Origin of the sequence: Streptomyces sp. DH24, from assembly GCF_029813775.1 — a bacterium.
GTDB lineage: Bacteria > Actinomycetota > Actinomycetes > Streptomycetales > Streptomycetaceae > Streptomyces.
Window position 1 is genome coordinate 103,192 of the sequence record NZ_JARVKW010000007.1, and the last position, 20,999, is coordinate 124,190.

At 73.9% G+C, this 20,999-nt stretch carries 16 protein-coding genes; 3 read left to right on the forward strand and 13 right to left on the reverse strand.

Annotation, left to right across the window (positions count from 1 at the left end; all coding sequences use genetic code 11):
• Nucleotides 1-78 precede the first annotated feature (78 nt).
• The 8 genes from fxsT to QC282_RS08030 form a co-directional block, all read right to left on the reverse strand.
• On the reverse strand, nucleotides 79-3,108 hold the full coding sequence (fxsT, locus tag QC282_RS07995) for an FxSxx-COOH system tetratricopeptide repeat protein (protein ID WP_279548529.1): 3,030 nt from the start codon (nucleotides 3,106-3,108) through the stop codon (nucleotides 79-81).
• A gap of 131 nt (nucleotides 3,109-3,239) precedes the next feature.
• A complete protein-coding gene (locus tag QC282_RS08000; RefSeq protein ID WP_279548530.1) occupies nucleotides 3,240-4,766 on the reverse strand; it encodes an HEXXH motif-containing putative peptide modification protein in 1,527 nt (508 codons plus the stop codon).
• Nucleotides 4,766-5,887: an FxsB family cyclophane-forming radical SAM/SPASM peptide maturase gene (locus QC282_RS08005; protein ID WP_279548656.1), complete on the reverse strand. Its 1,122-nt coding sequence runs from the start codon at nucleotides 5,885-5,887 to the stop codon at nucleotides 4,766-4,768. Before QC282_RS08005 ends, QC282_RS08000 begins: the two co-directional genes overlap by 1 nt.
• 316 nt (nucleotides 5,888-6,203) lie before the next feature.
• Nucleotides 6,204-6,398, reverse strand: a complete 195-nt coding sequence (gene fxsA, locus QC282_RS08010) for an FxSxx-COOH cyclophane-containing RiPP peptide (protein WP_279548531.1) — start codon at nucleotides 6,396-6,398, stop codon at nucleotides 6,204-6,206.
• A 14-nt stretch (nucleotides 6,399-6,412) separates the two neighbouring features.
• The gene (locus QC282_RS08015) at nucleotides 6,413-9,799 is read right to left on the reverse strand and encodes an SAV_2336 N-terminal domain-related protein (RefSeq protein ID WP_279548532.1); all 3,387 of its coding nucleotides are present in this window, start codon (nucleotides 9,797-9,799) and stop codon (nucleotides 6,413-6,415) included.
• 7 nt (nucleotides 9,800-9,806) lie between these two features.
• The gene (locus QC282_RS08020) at nucleotides 9,807-10,829 is read right to left on the reverse strand and encodes a MoxR family ATPase (protein ID WP_279548533.1); all 1,023 of its coding nucleotides are present in this window, start codon (nucleotides 10,827-10,829) and stop codon (nucleotides 9,807-9,809) included.
• A gap of 118 nt (nucleotides 10,830-10,947) precedes the next feature.
• The gene (locus QC282_RS08025; RefSeq protein WP_279548534.1) at nucleotides 10,948-13,074 is read right to left on the reverse strand and encodes a trypsin-like peptidase domain-containing protein; all 2,127 of its coding nucleotides are present in this window, start codon (nucleotides 13,072-13,074) and stop codon (nucleotides 10,948-10,950) included.
• Entirely contained in the window at nucleotides 13,071-13,562 is a 492-nt protein-coding gene (locus QC282_RS08030; RefSeq protein ID WP_279548535.1) for a CU044_2847 family protein, read from the reverse strand. Before QC282_RS08030 ends, QC282_RS08025 begins: the two co-directional genes overlap by 4 nt.
• A 253-nt stretch (nucleotides 13,563-13,815) precedes the next feature.
• On the opposite strand from QC282_RS08030, the gene QC282_RS08035 reads away from it, so the two are divergent.
• The gene (locus tag QC282_RS08035) at nucleotides 13,816-13,995 is read left to right on the forward strand and encodes a DUF6104 family protein (RefSeq protein WP_121786959.1); all 180 of its coding nucleotides are present in this window, start codon (nucleotides 13,816-13,818) and stop codon (nucleotides 13,993-13,995) included.
• Between the two features lie 56 nt (nucleotides 13,996-14,051).
• On the opposite strand, the gene QC282_RS08040 is transcribed toward QC282_RS08035, so the two are convergent.
• Nucleotides 14,052-14,885 (reverse strand): hypothetical protein, encoded by an 834-nt coding sequence (locus tag QC282_RS08040; RefSeq protein WP_279548536.1) that lies wholly within the window; start codon nucleotides 14,883-14,885, stop codon nucleotides 14,052-14,054.
• Nucleotides 14,886-15,159: 274 nt separating this feature from the next.
• Between QC282_RS08040 and QC282_RS08045 the strand changes: the two genes are divergently transcribed.
• Nucleotides 15,160-16,125 carry a DUF4097 family beta strand repeat-containing protein gene (locus tag QC282_RS08045; protein WP_279548537.1) on the forward strand — a complete coding sequence of 322 codons (966 nt, stop codon included), beginning with the start codon at nucleotides 15,160-15,162 and terminating at the stop codon, nucleotides 16,123-16,125.
• A gap of 1 nt (nucleotide 16,126) precedes the next feature.
• Nucleotides 16,127-17,161 (forward strand): PadR family transcriptional regulator, encoded by a 1,035-nt coding sequence (locus QC282_RS08050; protein WP_279548538.1) that lies wholly within the window; start codon nucleotides 16,127-16,129, stop codon nucleotides 17,159-17,161.
• A gap of 52 nt (nucleotides 17,162-17,213) precedes the next feature.
• On the opposite strand, the gene QC282_RS08055 is transcribed toward QC282_RS08050, so the two are convergent.
• The 4 genes from QC282_RS08055 to QC282_RS08070 all read right to left on the reverse strand — a co-directional run bounded on the left by QC282_RS08055 (nucleotide 17,214) and on the right by QC282_RS08070 (nucleotide 20,583).
• Nucleotides 17,214-17,774, reverse strand: coding sequence for a Clp protease N-terminal domain-containing protein (locus tag QC282_RS08055; RefSeq protein ID WP_279548539.1), 561 nt, complete (start codon nucleotides 17,772-17,774; stop codon nucleotides 17,214-17,216).
• Nucleotides 17,774-17,983 (reverse strand): HTH domain-containing protein, encoded by a 210-nt coding sequence (locus QC282_RS08060; RefSeq protein ID WP_250075886.1) that lies wholly within the window; start codon nucleotides 17,981-17,983, stop codon nucleotides 17,774-17,776. Before QC282_RS08060 ends, QC282_RS08055 begins: the two co-directional genes overlap by 1 nt.
• A gap of 109 nt (nucleotides 17,984-18,092) precedes the next feature.
• Nucleotides 18,093-19,058, reverse strand: a complete 966-nt coding sequence (locus QC282_RS08065) for a zinc-binding dehydrogenase (RefSeq protein WP_279548540.1) — start codon at nucleotides 19,056-19,058, stop codon at nucleotides 18,093-18,095.
• 295 nt (nucleotides 19,059-19,353) lie between these two features.
• Nucleotides 19,354-20,583 (reverse strand): NADP-dependent malic enzyme, encoded by a 1,230-nt coding sequence (locus QC282_RS08070; RefSeq protein ID WP_279548541.1) that lies wholly within the window; start codon nucleotides 20,581-20,583, stop codon nucleotides 19,354-19,356.
• Between the last annotated feature and the right edge of the window lie 416 nt (nucleotides 20,584-20,999).

Sequence of the window (20,999 nt, forward strand, 5' to 3'; positions counted from 1 at the left end):
TTACGGGCATGTTGAGAGAACCGGGTTCTTCCCCGGTGCGCCGGGGGTTATGCGCACCGGGGCGGGGGCGTGGGTGCCTCAGGTCGTCTGGGGCTCGAAGTCCCAGTAGGGGCGGTTGCGGGCGCGGGCCGAGACGGTGTGGGTGTGGTTGCTGCCGAGCGTCGCGTCGAGGTCGGACAGCGCCTCCTGCTCGACCTTCTCCGCCTGCCGGCGGTCGCGCAGCCCGCGCAGGTCCGCCGCGTACGCGACGCGGGTCGACAGCGTGAGCGGATGCGTGCGTCCGAGCGACTCGATGGCCCGGGTCACCGTGTCCCGGCTGAGCGTTGCCGCGCCCTCGATGTCACCGACCAGGTTGCGCAGCGCCGACGCGTTCATGGCACAGCCGAGGGTCCAGGGGTGGTTCTCCCCGACGGCCTGCGTCATCTCGGCCAGGGCCTGCTCGGCGAGGACGTGGCCGTGCTCGCGTTCCCCCACGTTGCGCAGGATCAGTGCCTGGTTGGCGCGGGACCCGGCGATGAACGGGTGGCCCTCGGGAAGCATCAGCTCGTAGCGGGCGACGACGGCCTCGCTGAGTTCGCGGGCCTGGTCGATGTCGCCGTGCTCGCGGGCGTAGCAACTCTGGCCCGCGGCGAAGATCAGCGTCAGCGGGTGTGCCTCGCCCAGCACGCGTTCGCCGCGCTCCAGAACGCTGGCGAGCATCGGCCCCGGCTGCTCCCGCTTGTCGCCGCGGCCTCGCTCGCCCAGCCGGTAGCGGCACAGGGCGAGGTTGTACTCGGCCTTGAGGGTCTGCGGGTTGTCGGGGCCCATCACGAGGCGGTTCTCGCGGACGTTCTTCGCCTGGATCGACTCGGCCTCGGCGTAGCGGCCCAGCAGGCGCAGGTCGATGGCGTACGTGATCTCGGAGCTGAGCGTCCACGGGTGGCGGGCGCGCAGCAGTTGCCGCCGTGCCTCCATGGTCTGCCGGTCGGTCTCCAGGGTCTCCTCGTAGCGCCCCAGCAGGCGCAGTGAGACAGCCAGGTTGTTCTGGGCGTTGAGGGTCCGCGAGTCCTGGTCGCCGAGGAGTTCGCGGTAGGCGACCAGCACCCACTCGGACAGCTCCAGGGCCTCGTGGTAGCGGGCGAGGCCGCGCAGGTCGGCGGCGAGGCCGGCGGCGGCGCGCAGGTGTTCCAGGTCCTGCGGTCCGCGCTCCTGCCTGAGGTGGTTGACGGCGTCGCGGCTGAGGGCCTCGGTGCGGGAGTAGTCGCCGAGGGCGCGCAGCAGGTTGGTGTAGTGGTAGGTCAGCTCCCAGATCCGCGGGTGGGCCGGGCCGAGCAGCGTCCGCCAGGCCTTCAGGGCGCGCTCGCCGAGCTTGATGCCGGCGCGGTACTCACCGGAGAAGTACATGTACCGCAGGCAGTTGAAGACCAGGCGCTGAACCTGCGGGTCCTTGCTCTTGAGGACGTCCGCGTACTTCAGGTGCGGCACGATCTCGGCGTAGCCGGGCCACAGGTCGGGGTCGGTGGGCCGGCGCGGGTCGGCCGCGGCCAGGGCGCGGCGTACGACGTCGATGAACTCGCCACGGTCGTCGTCCGGCATGTCCTTGTGCACGATCTGGTGGACCATGCGGTGCAGGTAGAGGGACTCGCCGGAGGAGATGGGTTCGTCGAGGGACGCCTCGTGCGACTCCAGGCGGACCACGGAGTACGTGCGCAGCTGGTTGATCGCCTTGTTCCACAGCAGCGGATCGTTGAGGAGACCGGCGAGCTGCTCGGGCAGTTCGTCGCTGGGCATTTCCTTGAGCAGGCGGACCGGGATGAAGCCCGGCGCGAAGAAGGTGCACAGCCGCAGGAGGTCGACGGACTCCGGGACGGTCTCGCGGAGTTTGTTGAGCAGTATCGACCAGGCGGTCTGGAAGGCGAGCGGGAAGTCCGCGGACACCTTCACCACGTCGCTGTCGATGCCGCCCTCCAGCAGGGCGATGTACTGATCGACCGACAGGTCGGAGTCGTTGAGCCAGCCGGCGGTCTGGTCCAGCAGCAGCGGCAGGTCCTCCAGCGCCTCCGCGAGCTGGTCCGCGTCCGGTTCGGTCAGCCGGGGGGCACGGCGGCGGATGAAGGCGACGGACTCGTCACGGGAGTAGACCGGGATTTCGAGCAGCTTGCTGTTGTGCTCGCTCCACTCCGGGTTCCGGGACGTGATGATCACGTGCCCGGGACCGGTCGGGACGAGGTCCCAGATCTGGCCGGGTTCGTCGGCGCCGTCCAGGATCAGCAGCCACCGCGAGTAGGGGTCGCCGCGCCGCAGGGAGTCGCGTACCGCGCGCAGCCGTTCGCCGTACTCCTGGCCGGTCTGCAGCCCGAGTTTCGGGGCGAGTTCGGCCAGCTGGCGGCGGTAGGTGACCCGTTTCTCCGCGTTCACCCACCACACCACGTCGTACTCGGAACCGAACCGGTGGGCGTACTCGGCGGCCATCTGGGTCTTGCCCACCCCGGACATCCCGTGGAGCGTCACCACGCCGGCGCCGGACTCGGCGCTCTGGAGCAGCTGGTAGGCGTCGTTGAACAGCGCCTCGCGGCCGGTGAAGCGGGTGTTGCGGCGCGGTACGACGCCCCACACGTCGGGCATGGCGGCGGGGAAGCGGGGGCCACGACGGGACTCGGCCGTGGTCTCGGGCAGCGGCTCCGACGGCAGGTCCAGCCGGTCCAGCAGGCGCCGCTCCGCCTCTTCCGCGCCCATGTTGGTCAGGTCCACGGGCGCGAGGACGGCAGCGGCCGAGGGCACGGTCGCGGTGGTCACGGACACGGCCGCGAACCGCGAGGGGTCGGGGGCGACGACCTCGCGCAGGGCCGTGTTCCACTCCTCGTGCGTGCGCGGGCCCAGCTGGAAGTACCACTCACTGACCACGATCAGGATGCGGCCCTCGGCGAGCCTCAGGTCGCGCAGCAGGTCCACCAGCGGAACATCGGCCGGGGACTCCCAGCGCAGATGGACAACCCGCAGGCCGCGCCGCTCCAGCCGGTCCCCGATCCAGGCGGCCCACGCCCGGTTGAAGCCGGCGTAATGGATGGTGACTGTCTGCCTCGCGGCCCCCCTCTCGGTCGACCCGACCGGCTTACGAGCTCCAGACATGCAGCGGCCTCCAGCGCGTAGTACCACGAAATCCTAGGACCTCGGCGCGTCGCGCGTAAGTCCGTCGACCGACGTGGAGCACACCCAGGTCCGACGATCTTTCCGTACCTGGCGGCGGCGCGCAGGGATCCTCACTCATTCGGCCGCGGCAGCGCGGCATGGCGTCGCGTCCACAGGGTGCGGGCGGCCTTCACGTAGGCCTGTGCCCGTACGGTGTGCCCCCGGGGCGCGGGGTTCTCGGCCATGCGCTGGTACGTGGCGACCATCTCGTCCACGAACCGCCGTCCCGGCACGGTGAGATCGGGTGAGCCGACGAGGGCGGGCAGTGCCGCGCCGACCTGGGCGCGGTACCGGGCGTGCTGGGCCCACGCGTACTCGCGGTGCGGGGGCTTGGTCAGCAGGAGCGCCCGGCGCTGGAAGAACGCCGCGATCGCGAGGTGCGAGTAGACGCCCTGCAACAGCCCGCCGTACGGCCTGGGGTCGGGGCGCCACGGCGCGAAGTACCGTGCTTCCGCGTCGGCTTGGTGGAGCGTCACCATGTCGGACAGGGCCGCGAGTTTGGTGTGGTGCAGTTCGTGGACGAGCGTCGCCGCGAAGGTCACCGGGTCGGCCGGGGTGCTGCTGAGCAGCGCCCCGAAGGCCTCGCGTCTGGTCGCGCTGCAACTGCCCCGGCCACCGGCTTCGGGCGGCATCTCCAAAGGCACCAGACACCGCAGCAGCGCCACCGCCTCCGCCAGCCGTTGGGCGCCGCCCGATCGCAGCGCGGCGGCCGTTCCGGACCAGGCCTGGAGCCACCGCTTGCGTTCCGCGTCGTCGAGCGTGACCGGGTCGCTGAGGCTGCCGTACCGGGGGCCGTCCGTCACCTCGCGGTACGGGTCCAGGTCGTCGAGCGGCATCGCCGGCGCCGACGGCAGCAGCCCGGGCAGGGCGTGCGCGGGCGTCCAGGCGAGCGCGCCGGACCACGCGCCGGTGCCGGACTCCAGGTGGACGGTCACGTCGGGGGCATCTGCCTGACGCAGCGTCATACGCTCTGCTGCCGTGCGCACTTCCACCGCCACGTCGCCCGATGCCGCCGTGTGCAGTGCCCCGAGGGACGGGAGCGTGAGGACGCCGGAGCGGGCGGTGAGCCGGGTCGTGAAGGTGAGGCCGGCCCGCGCGGCGGCCACGGTGGCGATCGCGCTGAAGTGGGCGAGGTCGCGGCGCAGTTGGCGGGCGCGTGACTCGCCCGGCGGGCCGGTGCCGACGGCGTCCAGACCGCGCAGGCAGGAGCGGGCCCAGGGGCCGGTGAGGGGCTGGAAGAGGAGAGCGCGGGCGGGGCCGACCGGTGACGGGGGTGACCCATCACCGGCCCTCGCGCTCCGTGTCCCGCTGCCCGTCAGGGACTCCGCACCGCCGCCGTACGCGCTCCCCGGCCCATCGGTCCCCCGGCCCGCCGCTCCCCTGTCCGCCTCGACCAGCAGTGCCCAGTCCTCCCGCAGCCGGGTCTTCTGGGCCGGCGTGCAGACGGCGTGGTCCGCCGACTCGGCCGCGTCCAGTACCGCGCGCAGTACGAGCAGCCGCCGCGTGTCCTGGTCGCGTACGAGGAGGCCGAGGGTGTCGGGGCCGCCCTCGGTGCGGCCGAGTTCGGTCAGGACCCGGTCCGGGACCGCCGGAAACATCACGGAGTACCCCCGTCTCGCTGGGTCGGCTCTAAGGCCGCGGCGGCGGTGAGCCGGGCGGCCGCGTGGCGGATGAAGCGCTGGAGGTCGGCGCAGTACACGGACGGGTTCTGGAAGCCGTGCCCGGCGCGGTAGCGGTGCGCGTAGTGGCCGCCGCCGCAGACCCGCAGCAGGGGGCAGGCCCGGCACTGCGCGGCGAGGGCCGCGGCGCCCGTCTGCCGGGCGGCGACGCCCGGGTGCCGCAGCGCCTCGTCGAAGGTGTGCCGGAACACGTCCAGGCCGGTCCACGCCGCCCCGGGATAGGCCGACTTGAGGGAGTCGACCTGCTCGATCGACCCGTCGGTCTCCACGACGACCGCGTCGAACGGTGCAAGGCCCAGCGCCTCGGTGGACGCCGGAAGCCCCAGCAGCAGCGCCACGCACTCCTCGAAGAGCCGCACCCGCGTCTCCCGTCGCCCGGCCGCCCACCAGCGGTCGAAGACGGCGCACAGCCAGTCGCCGTGGCGGAGGTCCCCGAGGTGCGGCGGGGGCGCGGACCAGTTGCCGTGCGGGAGGAGGAGGTCCAGCGCGGGCGGCTCCAGGGCGAGCAGGGATTCGTATGTCTCGACCGGGTCCAGCGTCGGGTCGACGACGGTGAGGACGCCCGCGTACGACTCCGGGAAGCGCTCGGCGACCAGCAGGGCGCCGCGTGCCGCCGCGGGCCACGACGGCCGGCCCGCGTGGTCGACGCGCCGCCTGTTGTGCGCGGCCGTGCCGCCGTCGAGGCTGATGCCGACGCGGATGCCGGCCTCCGCCAGGACGGCGAGGCGTTCCTCGGTGAGGAGCGTGGCGTTGGTCTGGACGGTGGCGTGCACGGCGCAGCCGGCGGGGACGCGCTCGCGCACCCGGGTGGTGAAGTCGGCGAGGGTGTCCGCGCCGGCGAGGAGGGGTTCGCCGCCGTGCAGGACCACGGCGACGTCCGTCAGTTCGTGCGCGCGGGCGTGCTCGGCGATGCGGGTGGCGGTCCGGTCCAGGACGTCGGCGGGCGCGGCGGGCGGCCGGGTGCGCCAGGTGCTGTCGGGGCCGGCGTACAGGTAGCAGTAGGTGCAGGCGAGGTTGCAGCGGCCGTGCGCCTTGACGATGAACTGGCGGAAGGGGAGGGACGTTTCGGGTCCGGGGGGCCGTGCGGGGTGGCCGAGGACCGCGGGGGCCGGATCGGTTGCCGCCTCTCCAGACACTCCAGCACCCCCATGCCGTACGGCCCGCGACGCCCGTGCCACGGGCACGAGGGCAGGCCACGCCGTACGGAGCCGCATTCCCGGCGGGACATGTGCCCGAAACCCGGCTCGATGGAAGTTGTCCGATTCGACCGTCTTAGCGACCGGAAATGTCATTAACCGATCGACGGATGAAAGAAATTGACCGTACAGGGTGGGGGTGAGCGCTGACGCCTCGTCCTCAGAACGAGTTGTCGAACCCCCACAGCATCTCGCTCGGCTCCGCCGCCCGCGCGCGCAGTTCCCCCAGCACCTCCCGCAGCACCGGGTGGTCGATGCTGCCCAGCTCCGCCAGATCCAGCGTCAGCAGATCCGGCAGCGGCTCGTCCGAGCCGTCGAACGCCGGGTCCCGCGAGAACCCGTCCGCTGTGCCCATGCCCCGTTCCCCTCTCACTCCAGTTCGGCCAGCCGCTGCGCCGTCTGCCGCGCCGTCGGTTCGCCCGTGCCCAGGCTGTCGTCCGGCAGCCGTGCCCACTCCGTGTGCGCCGCCCGGTAGGCCTCCCGCGCCGCGCGCGGCCGGGCCGCCGCCTCAAAGGACATACCCCGCCAGTGGTGCGCCTGCGCGGCCAGTTCGACCGACTCCTGGCGGCGGCGTTCCGTTTCGGCCTCCTCCTCCGCCTCCCTGGCCGACTCGGCGGCGGCCCGGAACGCGTCCACCGCCAGGTCCAGGCGGGTGGCGCGGCCCAGGTTCTGGTACGCCTCGAACTGGGCCTGCCCCAGCTCCAGCCGGCACCGCGCGGCCAGTAACGCGTCGTCCGCGTCCGCCGCGGCGAGGCCGAGGAGGTGCTCGGCCTCCCGCAGGTCGACCCGGTCGCCGCGGACCCGGTAGCGCAGCATCAGGGCCCGGCCGAGCAGCAGCAGCCGGTGGGCGACCTTGCGGCTGCCCGCCGGGGTCTCCATCCGGCAGTCGCGCAGCACCCTGATCGCCCGGGACAACTGCTCCTGGGACCGCGGCCCGCCCTCCAGCCCGGCGAGCCGCAGCAGCACCTCACCCCACTCGGCGAGCACGTCGGCGTGCGCGGGCGCGTCCCGGGGCGTGCGCTGGGCGGCCTGCGCGAAGTCGGCGGCGGCACGGTGGAGTTCGGCCGGCTCGCCCGACTCGGCGTAGCGCGCCACGGCGATGCGCCCGGCGCGCACCAGCAGGGCGGCGCGCTGCCCCTGTTCCCGTACGAGCCCGAGCGCCTCGTCGGCCCGTGCCTGGGCGAGGTCCAGCGGGCCGCCGGACAGCAGCATCGCGTCGAGCAGGTCGGTCAGGAGGCGGACCCGGGCGCGTACGGACTCGGCGGTGTCGTCCTGTTCGGTGGTCTCCAGCGCGTTGTGCAGGGACCGCGCGCCCTGTTCCGCGTACAGCCGGGCCTGCACCGGGTCGGCGGTGACCTCGGACAGGCGCAGCAGGACGCGGCCGTGCGCGAGCGGGAGTTCGGGCGGGCGGCTGCGCCGGTCGGGCCAGGCGTCGGCGAACGCCTCCAGCATGCCGACGGCGCCCTGGAGCAGCGCGCTGTCGCCGCCCAGGCGCCACTGGGCCTCCAGGGCGCCGACCCGCTCCAGGGTGAGGCGCAGCGCCTCCTTCTCGTCGAGGCCGGGTGCCGCGCAGGCCACGGCGTACTCGCGGTCGGCGCGGCGCAGCAGGTCGAGCGCGCCGCGCCGGTCGCCGCGGCGTCTGCGGTCGGTGGCGGCGGCGTGCAGCACGCGCGCGAGGACGGCGCGTTCCCTGAGGGCGTGCGGGTGGGCGGCGGCGCGTTCGGCGGCCTGTTCGGCCTCGTGCAGCAGGGCCGCGCCGCCCTGCACCTCCCACAGCCGCAGCGTGCAGTGCGCGTACTCGGCCCACAGTTCCGGGTCGGTCCCGGCGGGCCGTTCGTGTTCGGTGGCCCCGCGCAGCAGCTGCACGGCGTCGATCACGTCCTGCACCATGCCCTCGGCCTCGAACCGGGCGAGCAGGGCGCGGGCGCGGGTGACCGCCTGGTGGGCGGGCCGGTCCTCGGCGGGCCGGGAATCGGTCAGCAGGGCGAACTCCGGTACTTGTGCGGGCAGCGGCATGAACCGTTCGAGGACGCGCGCGGCGACCTCGGCGAACGGCTGCGGGACCGGCGTGGCCTCCGCGTTGCCGCCGTTCTCGCCGGCGTATCCGGCGCCGGGCGTGTGGGGGCGGCCGGGCCCGCCGTGGCCGAGCTGGGCCAGGGCGAGGGCCGGGAAGTTGGGGCCGCCCTTGCCGAAGCGCTGCTCGATGTACTCGGAGCAGTGCTTGAGCACCAGCATGGCCTCGTCGCGGCCGAGGCGGGACAACAGGGCGTCGCGCACGTCCGGTTCGATCTCGTACCACTGGGCGCCGTCTCCGCCGAGGTCGGCGCCGGCCCGTACGACCAGGCCGCTGACCAGGACCTCGGCGAGTTCGGAGGGACCGGAGTCGGGCAGCATCGTGCGCTGCACGAGCTGCATGACCGGCAGGCAGAGGGGGGCCGCCGCGAGGTAGACGGCGAGGCGGCCCGCGATCGGGGAGGCGGCGGAGCTGAACCTGCTGACCCGCTCGAACGGCGTCCGCGGCCGGTCGGGGCGGGCCGCGGCGGCGGGCGGCTGGTCGGCGCGCACCCAGCCCACGGCGCCGGGTACGGGTCCGGCGCCGGCCCCGGACAGCAGCCGCGCCCAGCAGCCGAGGGCGACGGGCTCGGGCGGCAGGACGGGCACGGGCAGGGCGCCGCGGCGGGCCTCGGCCGGGGTGCCGGCCGGGGTGCGCACGCGCAGGGCGGCGCCGCCCGGGGTCTCGCCGCGGGTGAGCTCGCCGAAGGTGACGGGCAACCGGGTGCGGGCCCACATGCGCTGCGGCAGGGGCTGGATCATGGCGACCGGGCCCTGCCGGGACAGGTGGTGGAGGAGCCGGTGGGCGTGGCCGCTGTGCCACAGGGGCCCCGCGCAGTCACTGACCAGCACGACGATGCGGCGTCCGGTCGGGTCGCTGAGCCGGTCGGCCGAGTGCAGCGGCGCGGTCTGCGCGTCCGGGCTGCGGCTGACGGCCGCGGCGCCGTCGGGGCCCTGGTGCAGGTGGCTGATCTGGATGTCGGAGAAGGCGCCCAACTGCCCGAAGACCTGCTCCAGTTCGGCGAACAGCCGGTCCCAGACCCGCATCGAGGAGGAGGCGTCCATCACCAGCTGGAGGCGGGCGTCGCCGCGGGTGACGAAGCGGTGCACGGGCAGGATGAGTCCCCCGGCCTGGGCGCTGGTCTCCGCCGTCGCGACCTCGTCGAGCCGGGTGCGCCGGGGCGGAGCGGCGCTCTTGTAACCCTGCAACGGGCGTAACGCGCGCTGGAGTTCGAGCGGGGCGGGCAGCACGGGCGCGGCGGGTACGCCCACCGGCAGCGCGGCGGCCCGGCCCGTGCCGCGCACCCGGCCCGTCCCGTCGCGCGGCACCGGGTACAGGGCCACGCGCCGGTCGAGCGCGTCGTACGGCGGCTGCTCGGGCGCGGCCTCGGGCGGGCGGGCGCCGTCCGGCGGCGGGACCGCGGGCCGGGCGGGCGGCAGGCCGACGGGCGGCACGTTCCGTCCGCCCGGCCCCGGCACCCGGTCCGCCGGGGCGTCGGCCGGGCGGGTCCACCGGGCCAGCCAGAGCGCGTCGCACAGCTGCTCGGCGTCCGGGTCGAGCTCGATCTCCCGCAGCCGCACGATGAGTTCGGCGATGGGGTCGCCGCCGGGCAGGGCGGAGCGCCCGGCGTCCGGACCCTCGCCGGGACCGCCCGGACCGCCGCCCGGGTCCCCGGGACCGTGACGCGCCGCTGCGTCGGGCATCAGCGCGTCACCTCGGGCGGTCGAGCCGCTGGATGAGCAGGTCGGCGAGCCGGTCGCGGCTGGGCGGCGCGGCGGCGTCGGTGAGGTAGATCGCGTTCAACAGCTGGTCGGTGGCGAGGAGTTCGCTGCGGGACCGTTCCAGGAAGCGGCCGATCAGGTCGTCGCCCGCGCGTGCCGCCTCGTCGCCGAGGTGGGCGCGGACGAAGGTGGCGAGCCGGTTGTGGTCGGGGCGGCCGAGCTCCAGGTGGATGCACCTGCGCATCAGGGGTGCGGGGAAGTCCCGCTCCCCGTTGCTGGTGAGGACGACGAACGGGAAGGCGTTGCAGCGCACCCGGCCGTCGCGCACCGTGGCCTTGACGCCGTCGGCGGTGAGCACCTCGGCCTCGCCGTTCGGCAGCCGGTCGGCGATGCGCTCCAGCTCCGGAATCGCGAACTCGCCCTCCTCCAGCACGTTGAGGAGGTCGTTCGGCAGGTCGATGTCGCTCTTGTCCAGCTCGTCGATGAGCAGGACGCGCGGGGTGTCCGAGGGCAGCAGCGCGGTGCCGAGTGGCCCGAGCCGGATGTAGCTGCCGATGCCCTCGACCGCGCCCGGCGCGCCGGCCGCCGCGTCCCCGGCGCTCTGGGCCGCGATCTGCACGTCCTGGAGCCGGGCGATGGCGTCGTAGTGGTAGAGGCCGTCCTGGAGCGTCGAGCGGCTGACGATGGACCAGCGCAGCACGTTGCCCAGGCCCAGTTCGTACGCCACCGAGTGGGCCAGGGTGCTCTTGCCCGCGCCGGGGCTGCCGGTGACGAGCAGCGGGCGGCGCAGGTACAGCGCCGCGTTGATCATCTCCAGCTCCTCGGCGCCCGGCCGGTGCAGTTCGGCCAGGTGCCGGTGCGCGCCGAGCCTGCGGTCCTCGGAGCCGTCGCCCGTGCCCGCCGCGTCCCGGCTGGAGAAGTCCCGCCACGGGGGCGGGTCCGGAAGCCGCTCGATGCCGTCGTGCGGTTCGCCGGCGCCGCGGTAGATGAGCCACTCACTGGATTCGGTCATGATCCGGTCCTCGTCGTCACTCGTCCGCTGAGCTTGGGGCGGCCGTCCGAACGTGCTTCACCGTATCGATCCTCGGGGTGCCTGATAAGAGGCGGGCGGGCAAGGTGGCAGCTTGGGGTCAAGGAGCCTCCAGCAGGTCACCGCCGGGCAGCGGCTGGTGCGGATCGTCGTAGAGCAGCGCTATGCCGTCGGCCCAGTAGGTCTCGGGCCGGCCCGAGCGCAGCCGCATCCGCAGGTGGTGCACGGCCACCGGGAGGCCGTGCACGCTCGCCGGGCTCGCGATCTCGTCCAGGGTGCCGCGGTGGAACTCCCCGCAGAGGGCGTGCGACTGGGCGCGGCGGCGGCGCCACAGGGCCACTCCGTAGCCGCCGCGCACGATCCGGGCGAGTGCCGCGGCGTCGTCCTCGTAGCGGTGGTCGCCGTAGCGGCACAGGACCGGCACGGTGCCGTGCGAGAGGCTGCGCAGTTGTTCCACGGTCGGCACGGGTTTGCGCAACCCGTCGTCGCAGTCGAGGACTTCGGCCTTCGCGCGGTGCGTGTGCAGCCAGCGCCAGCGGGCCCGGCGCTCCGCGTCGATGTCGTATGGGTCGCTGTCGAGGCCGCCGAACTCGTCGTCCTCGGGCAGCTGGTCCCGGTCGGAGCAGCGCAGCACCACCGGCCGCAGCGTGCCCAGCGGGCCCTCGTCCGGGCGGAGTTGCCAGGTGTCCGCCTCGATGCCGAGGAGCGGGTGGGGCAGGGCCACCTGGAGGACGGCGGGCCGGCCGGGTTCGTCGCAGCGCCGGAAGGCCTCGGCGAGGGGCGCCGCCATGAGCGCGGGCAGGCCGTCCAGCGGGGCCCGTTCGGCCTCGTGCAGGCGGATCACCTCGCCGTCGGCCGCGGCGACGGACACCGACCAGTCGCAGCGGTCCCGCTCCCAGCCCCGCTGCACCAGCTCGACCAGCACGGACGGCTGGGCGCCGCCGGGCACGGGCTCGCGCGGTTCCTCGCCCGGCGTGGCCGCCCCGTCCTGCCGGGGCCCGGTTCCGCCCGGGCGGGGGCGGCGGCGTTCGCGCTGGATCCCGTCCCACTGCTCGGCGAGCTTGTGGCGGTAGCGGGCGTCGAGGCGCTGCGCGGCCCGCCACACCCAGTCCCACAGGGCCTTTTCGGCCTCCGGCGTGCTGGGGGCGACGAACGGGCGCTCGGCGGACAGCGCGCCCATCGCGTAGTCGACCACGAGCCGGAGCGCGCCGTCGTCGCGGACGCTCTCGTACAGGGCGCCGAGGCCGTCGCGCCAGCCGCGCGGGGCGGGCAGCGGGACCGGCGCCTGGAAGTCGGGCAGGTCGTCGAGGATGTCGAGCAGTGCCCGGGTGCTGACCGGCGGCGGCAGGTCCGCAAGGCGGCCGAGCAGCTGGACGCGCTCGTCGGGGCTCAGGGTGCGGCCGGGCCGGGCGCCGAGCCGGCTCTGCACGTCCACCCAGGTGTGCCGGCGTGTGTCCGGCTGGCGCTGGCGGTTCCGGTGGTAGCGGTCGTGGGCGTGGAAGACCGCCTGGTACGGGTCGGTGTGCTCGGCGTCGACGGCCTCGGTGGGCACCGGCAGCGTCCGCAGCTGTTCGAGGCCGGTGGAGGTGCCGCCCCGCGCGTGGTCGGAGCGCGACTTGAGGACGCCGACGACCTCGCCGCGCACGGGGTCGATCACGGGGCCGCCGGAGACGCCGTACGGCAGGTCGTTCTCCCCGAGGCGCATCTGGACGTCCGCGGACCAGCCGCCGATGGTGCCCTGCACGGCGAGCGTGCCGTCCAGGACCTGGAGCCGGCCGGCCATGACGGTCCAGCCCGCGTACAGGACCTTGCCCTCGCCGTAGTACGCGGCCGGGCGCTCGGAAAGGTACACGCACTCGTGGTCCACCGGCTCGCGCAGCTGCACGAGCGCGAGGTCCGGGGCCGGCCAGTTGCCGGGCACCGGGACGGCGCCGTCCGGCAGCGTCGACACCACCCTGCCTGGCACGGCGGACGTGCCGCGGCCCGGGGCGGACTCGTAGACCACCGCGACCTCGCCCCCCTCCCCGCCGCAAGCCACGTGTGCGCAGGTCAGAACCCAGCTCGGGGCGACGAAGAAGCCGCTGCCGAGGAACGTCTCCGGTTCGTCGTGGGCATACCCGACCCCTGCCCGATGAATGCGCACGGTCGCCGCCATCACGAGTCCACGCAGCGCACGGCGGGCGGCATCCAGGGCGCTCGATGCGCCCGGGGCGTGCCCGTCGGTCATGCCCCGCCCCCGGGAGCCGTGCCGTCGGCGCCGCCGTGCACCGGAGCGCCGGGAGACGCGCCCGCGTGAGGTGCGCCGGGTGGTGCGCCCCCGGGCTCGGCGTCGTCCGCGCGGGCGGCCGGTACGACCGGCGCGCCGGGGTCGGGCGGTCCGCCGTTCCAGGTGAGGGTGACGGTGATGCCGGTCTTGGCCTCGCCGTCGGCGAGCAGGCCGACGACCTTGCCGGCCTTGGCGGTCAGCTCGATGCCGAACTGCACGCTCACCTCGTCGGGCCGGACCGCGCGCAGCGGCTCCGCCAGCGACCGGGCCACTCCGGTCACCAGCGAGTTCAGGCTCTCCACGCTGGCCTCGACCCGTTCGGCGAAGCCGGTGTCGGAGTACGACAGCTCGCCCGGCGCCGCCAACTCCGCCGCCCCCGAGATCCGCGCCCACACCGGTGTTCCGTCCGGCAACGCGATGCGCGCCACCCGTGTCACTTCCTGCCCCATGGCACTCTCCCCCGTTCCCCCGTGACCCCCTGGTGCCGGTCGCCGCGTCGCGGGCCGGTCGCAGGGCTCCGACGGCGCGAGGACCCCGGCCACCCCACCGGGCGCGCCGCGGCCTGCGCCTATCCTTTTCCTGTCTTCCTTCACACCTGTCGGAAAGACGACGGAAAACGTTATCTCTTCTCCCCGCAGGAAACAGGGTCCTTCCCGCCAGGGACGCTCCCTACCCCTGCGCCGACCCGACGGAGCACGATCCATGTACTTCACCGACCGCGGCATCGAGGAGCTGGAGAAGCGGCGCGGCGAGGAAGAGGTCACCTTCGAGTGGCTCGCCGAGCAGCTGCGGACGTTCGTCGACCTGAACCCGGACTTCGAGGTCCCGGTGGAGCGGCTGGCCACGTGGCTGGCGCGGCTGGACGACGAGGCCGACGAGTAGGCGCGTAGTCGCGCAGGCGAGAGCAGGCGCGTGGGCGATCCGACGGGCAGCAGCCCTCAGTCGCGCGGCACGCGCGCGGCGTACGCGAGGCCCAGCGTGCCGTGGGCCAGCAGCAGGGCGCCCGCGGTGATCCAGCCGCCGCTGCGCCGCCGCAGACCCCAGAGGGTGAGCGGGACGCCCGCCGCGACCTGGGCGAGGGCCAGCGCGCGGGCGGGCGGTCCGCCGGCCGGCGGGAGCCAGGCGCGCAGGTGGCCGGCGTCGAGTTCGCGCGCGGTGTCGCGCGGCCCGGCCGGTTCGACGGGCCGGGCGCCGGGCGTGGCGCGGGCGGCCTCGCGGAGCCCGTCGGCGGGTGCGCCGGGGCTGAGGCCGGCGGGCAGTTCGACTCCCGCGCGCGTGAGGACGGCGAGCAGGCCGCGCATGCGGGCGCGCGCGTCGGACGCGGGGTCCGGTTTCGTCAGCTGGTCGAGGGACTGCACGTCGAGGACGGGGTCGAGGCCGAGGCGGGCGGCGAAGGTGCGCATCGCCTCGTCCTCGCCGGCCGGGGTGCCGTTGGTGAGCCAGATGTAGCCGACGGTGCGGCGGAAACCGGAGGCGAGGGTGTAGCCGGCGCGGTCGGCGTCCCACCACAGGGCGAGGGCGGGCCAGGAAGCGCCGACGGCGAGGGCGGTGGCCCAGCCGGCGACCACGCGGTCGACCGGTTCGGCGCCGACGAGCCAGGGCTTTCCCTCGGGCACGAGGACGCTCCACTGGTCGCCGGCCCCGGTCAGCAGCATCCGCTCACGCAGCAGCAGGGCGACCGGGGCGACGGTGCGGGGTTCGGCCCGGCACAGCAGCAGGGCACCGGAGGTGGGGCCGCCGGCTCGGCCGGCCGGGAACGCGTCCGTCGACATGCCCACACGCTAGGACATTTTGCCCCGATCTCTCCCTTTTCTCGTCCGTTTTCCGTCCGCCTCTTCGCCACCCCTCGCCCGCGCCCGCCCTCCACTCACCCTCCGCCCGCTCTCTGCCCGCTCTCTGCCCGCTTCGCGGGAGCGGTGGTCACCGGAAAGAGTGTCTTGACTTTCCCCGGCCGCGATATATCGTGAATCACACAGGACGCGATATGGCGTGTCGAGTTCTCTCCGGCTGCCCGTGCGGTCCGGTCCGACCCAGGAGGTCAGCACCATGTCCGAGTGGTCCGTCACGGAGCCCGAGAAGCTCACCTTCGACGACCCAGTGAGCGAACTCCAGGTACGCATCGTCAACGGAACGGTGAACGTCATGGGGACGGACGAAGGTTCCGCCCGCCTGGAAGTCTCCGAGATCGAGGGCCCGCCCCTGATCGTGACCCAGCAGGGCGGCACGCTCACCGTGGCGTACGAGGACCTGCCCTGGAAGGACTTCCTCAAGTGGCTGGACCGCAAGGCCTGGCGGCGCAGGGCGGTGGTCTCCCTGGCCGTGCCCGCCGACACGCGTGTGGAGGTCGGCGTGGTCGGCGCCGCCGCCGTCGTCTCCGGCATCCGGGGCCGGTCGGTGGTCAAGGGCGTCACCGGCGACACGACACTCGTCGGCCTGGCCGGCCCGGTGCGCGCGGACACGGTCTCCGGGAACCTGGAGGCCCAGGCGGTCACGGGCGACCTGCGCTTCCACTCCGTCTCCGGTGACCTCACGGTCGTCGAAAGCTCGGGCCGCTCCGTGCGGGCCGACTCGGTCAGCGGCTCCATGATCGTCGACCTCGACCCGGACGGCCCGACCGACGTCCGCCTGACCAGCGTCTCCGGCGAGATCGCCGTCCGGCTCCCCCACCCGGCGGACGCCGAGGTCGAGGCGAACACCGCGAGCGGGACGATCTCCAACGCCTTCGAGGGCCTGCGGGTGCACGGTCAGTGGGGCGCGCACAAGGTCACCGGCCGGCTCGGCGCGGGCAACGGCAAGCTGCGCGCCACCACCGTCTCCGGTTCCATCGCCCTGCTGCGTCGGCCACCCCGGGCGGACCAGCCGTGGGACGCGGACCCCGGCCCGGCGGCAGCCCCGGCGGCGGACCCGGCGGGAGGACCGCGGCACAGCCCGGGGGACAATTCCGCTTCCGGCCCCGGCACCGGCGCCACCGACGCCCCGGCCGACGGCACGACCGACAAGAAGGTGCTCTGACATGCCTCCCGTCTTCGCCCACGGACGCCTCCGTCTCTACCTGCTGAAGCTGCTCGACGAGGCCCCGCGCCACGGCTACGAGGTCATCCGCCTCCTGGAGGAACGCTTCCAGGGGCTGTACGCGCCGTCGGCGGGCACCGTCTACCCGCGCCTGGCCAAGCTGGAGGCCGAGGGCCTGGTCACCCACACCACCGAGGGCGGCCGCAAGGTCTACTCGATCACGGACGCCGGCCGGGCCGAACTGGCCGACCGCAGCGGCGAACTGGCCGACCTGGAACTGGAGATCCGCGAGTCGGTCGCCGAACTCGCCGCCGAGATACGGGCCGACGTGCGCGGCGCCGCGGGCGACCTGCGCCGCGAGGTGCGGGCGGCGGCGAGCGAGGCCCGGCGCGGCCCGGCGGGGCGGGGCGACAAGGGCGCGTCCGCCGGGGACTTCCCCGGCCTCGGCGACCCGGACGCCTGGCGCGCCGCCAAGGAGGAGATGCGGCGCGTCAAGCAGGAGTGGAAGGAGCAGGCGCGGCGCGCCAAGGACGAGAGCCGCCGGGCCCGCGAGGAGGCCCAGCGGGCGCAGCGCCAGGCCAAGGAGACGCAGGAGGAGATGCAGCGCATCGCCCGCCGCGTCCAGGAACAGGTCCAGGACCACTTCACCCGGGGCGACTGGCCGACCGGCGTGCGCGAGGGCCTGACGGAACTGGTCAAGGAGTTCGGCGAGTTCGGCCGGGACTTCGGCAAGGACTTCGGCCGGGACTTCACCACCGGTCGCCCCGCCGGCGGAACCGGAAAGCCGCCCCGGCAGCCGGAGTACTCCGACACCCCCGAGGACTTCCCCGCCGACTACGAACCGGCCTGGGCCCACGAGGCACCCACCGGCGACCCGGCCCGTGACCTGGACCGCCTGCTCGACCGCTTCCGGGACGACATCCGCGACACGGCCCGCGACCACGGCGTGACGGCCGACCAACTCCGCGACGCCCGGCGCCACTTGTCGACCGCGGCGGCCCACATCGGGGCGCTGCTGCGCACCCCGAAGTCCTGAGCCGACGCCGACCGGCTCCGGCGACCCGCACACGGGCCGCCGGAGCCGCGTCTCAGCCCGCCTTGGCCTGCCCCTCCCCGTAGAGGACCCGCGACACCGACTCATGGGTCACCCCGTGGTCGGCGAGGACCTCCGCGGGCACCCCCGGGCGCGCGGTCAGCGCCAGCAGGATGTGCTCGTCACCGATGTGCCGGTCCCGGCGCGCCAGGGCGATGCGCAGGGCCGCTTCCAGGAGGTCCTTGGCATCACGCCCGAAGGTGCGTCCCGGCCACCACCTCTTCTCCCTGCGGTCACCGGCCATGGCCCCGACGCCGTGCACCTCCTCCACACGGGCGACGATCTCGGCGACGTCGATCCCCAGCCCCGCGAGGGCCTCGGCCTCGGCCTGGGACAGACCGGCGCGGCGCCGCGCCCCGGCCAGTGCCCGGCGTACGGAGTCCCGGCGTTCGGCGAGGCCGAGCGCGGCCAGCGCGAAGGAGGCGCGGCTGCCCTCGCGGTCCAGCAGGGCGAGCAGCATGTGCCCGACGTCGACGCTGCTCGCGCCCGCCGCGTCGGCGTGCTCGACCGCTCCCTTGACGACTGCGCGGGCGTCCTTCGTGAACCGTTCGAACATCAATGCCTCCCGTACTTCTTGTGCACGGCCTGCCTGCTGACGCCGAGTTCGGCGGCGATCTCCTGCCACGACCAGCCCTGGTTGCGCGCGTTGCGCACCTGAACGGCCTCCAACTGCTCCAGCAGCCTCCGCAGCGCGGCGACGGCCCGCAGCCCGACCCGGGGATCACGATCGCCCGCACGCTCGGCGAGATCCGTGGCTTCACTCATGCCCGTCAACCTACGTTGACACGACAACTCTTGTCAACCGCAGTTGACACACAAACGGCCGGCCCGAAGCCGGGCCGGCCGTCACAGCGCTCTCGTGAGCGAGAACCACTCAGGGATTGGTGAGCACGATCTTCCCGAACTGCCCGCCCGCCTCCATGCGCTCGAAGCCCTCCCGGGCGCGGTCCATGGGCAGCACCTCGTCGATGACGGGCCGCACACCGGTGGCGGCGCAGAAGGACAGCAGGTCCTCCAGCTCGTCCTTGGTGCCCATCGTGGAGCCGACGACCTTGAGCTCCAGGAAGAAGATCCGGGTCAGCTCCGCGTGCGAGGGCCGGTCACCGCTGGTGGCACCGGAGATGACGAGGGTCCCGCCGGGACGCAGCGACTTCACCGAGTGGGACCAGGTGGCGGCGCCCACCGTCTCGATGACCGCGTCGACCCGCTGCGGCAGCCGGGCGCCCGGCTCCAGCGCGGCCACGGCACCGAGCTCCTCGGCCCGCTTCCGCTTGGCCTCGTCGCGGCTGGTGGCGAACATCCGCAGCCCGGCCGCCCTGCCGAGCACGATCGCGGCGGTGGCGACACCACCGCCGGCGCCCTGCACGAGGACGGAGTCACCGGGGCGCACACCGGCGTTCGTGAAGAGCATCCGGTACGCGGTCAGCCAGGCCGTGGGCAGACAGGCGGCCTCCTCGAAGGAGAGCTCCTTCGGCTTGGGCAGCACGTTCCACGTCGGCACGGCGACCTGCTCGGCGAAGGTGCCCTGGTAGCGCTCGGTGAGGATGGAGCGAGGCTCCCCGGGGCCGACGCCGTGTCCGGTCTGGCCGATCACGGAGTGCAGGACGACCTCGTTGCCGTCCTCGTCGACGCCCGCGGCGTCGCATCCGAGGATCATCGGCAGCCGGTCCTCGGGGAGGCCGACACCGCGCAGGGACCACAGGTCGTGGTGGTTGAGAGAGGCGGCCTTGACGTTGACGACACTCCAGCCGGGCCGGGCCTGAGGGGCGGGGCGCTCCCCCAACTCCAGACCGGAGAGCGGCTGGTCGCGGTCGATTCGGGCGGCGTAGACAGCGAACATGACCACGACCATAGGTTCCGAGCCCGGCCGAAGGAACCGCCGGGCCCTGTGACACACACCCTCTTGCCGAGCGGCCACGAGTGCGCTGCGTACCACGGGCCCACCCGTGCCCACCCACGCCGGCCGCACTCACCCACGCCGACCCGTGTCCACCTGCGCCGGCCCCGCGCCCACCCGCGCCGGGCCCGGCGCGCATCCGCCCGCGCCACCCGTCCGGACCAACCCGAGGGCAAAGAAATGGCCCCGCCGCGAGCGGCGGGGCCATTCACCCGACCGGAGTCGGCCGCACACCGTGTCAGCGGCGGGCGACGCCTTCCGCTCGCGCGGCCGCGGCGACCGCCGCCGTGACGGCCGGGGCGACCCGGTCGTCGAACGGCGACGGGATCACGTAGTCCGCGGCGAGGTCGTCACCGACGACGGCGGCCAGCGCCTCGGCGGCGGCCAGCTTCATGCCCTCGGTGATGCGGGACGCCCGCACCTGGAGCGCGCCCGCGAAGATGCCCGGGAACGCCAGCACGTTGTTGATCTGGTTCGGGAAGTCCGACCGCCCGGTGGCCACGACCGCCGCGTACTTGTGCGCGACGTCCGGGTGCACCTCGGGGTTCGGGTTGGCCATGGCGAACACGAACGCACCCTCGGCCATGGACGCCACCGCCGGCTCCGGCACCGTACCGCCGGAGACGCCGATGAAGACGTCCGCGCCCGCCAACGCCGACTCCAGCGAACCGGAGAGCCCGGCCTTGTTCGTGAACTCGGCCAGCTCCCGCTTGACGGACGTCAGGTCGTCCCTATCCCGGGAGACGACACCCTTGCGGTCGGCCACCGCGACGTCCCCGATCCCGGCCTCGACCAGCATCCTGGCGATGGCGACACCGGCCGCGCCGGCCCCGGAGATCACCGCGCGCAGCTCACCGAGCGCGCGCCCGCTCAGCCGCGCGGCGTTGCGCAGGGCGGCGAGCGTGACGACCGCCGTGCCGTGCTGGTCGTCGTGGAAGACCGGGATGTCCAGCTCCTCCTGGAGCCGCCGCTCGATCTCGAAGCACCGCGGCGCGGAGATGTCCTCGAGGTTGACGCCGCCGAACGAGGGCGCGAGGCGCACCACCGTCTCGACGATCTCGTCGACGTCCGTGCAGTTCAACGCGATCGGCACCGCGTCGACACCGCCGAACTGCTTGAAAAGAATCGCCTTCCCCTCCATCACCGGAAGGGAGGCCTCGGGCCCGATGTCCCCGAGTCCGAGGACGGCCGTACCGTCCGTCACCACCGCCACGACCGACGACTTCCACGTGTAGTCGTGGACCAGGTCGGGCTGGTCGGCGATCGCGCTGCACACCTTCGCGACGCCGGGCGTGTACGCCAGGGACAGGTCGTCCTTGTCACGGACCGGCACGGTGGCCTGCACAGCCATCTTGCCGCCGCGGTGCAGCGCGAACGCCGGGTCGAAGGAATGGAGGGGCTCGGCCCCGCCGTCCAGCTCGGTACTGGCGTCGCTGTCGCTGCGAGGATTGACGATCTCCGCTGCCACTTCGTTTTACCCCTTAAGTGTTCATGGTTTGAGGGTTTGGGTTGCCACCCCTGGTGAGGGGCGGGCGGGCACCGCGCAAGGCCCTGACCGTTGGTGTGTACGGGCCGAACGCGACGGGCGCGCCGCACACGCGCCCTGAGCCCCGGATGAGGGGTGTAAAGAACCTTCTTACCGGACGGACCTGGCCGCCGACGAGTCCATTCGGTTCAAGGTCACATGACGAACTCGTGCCGGAGTCGTACCCGCCGAACGGGGGACGGCTCTGGCACGGTTGTTCGTGACATGCCTCATAGGCGCACATCGGACAAGCTACTCACCCGGACTTGACAGGCACTCGAGCGCTCACCTTCAGCGCGCAACCATCGTCCAAATCCTGAGATACGCCGCAGATCTTCCGGCCGGAAGGGAGGATTCCC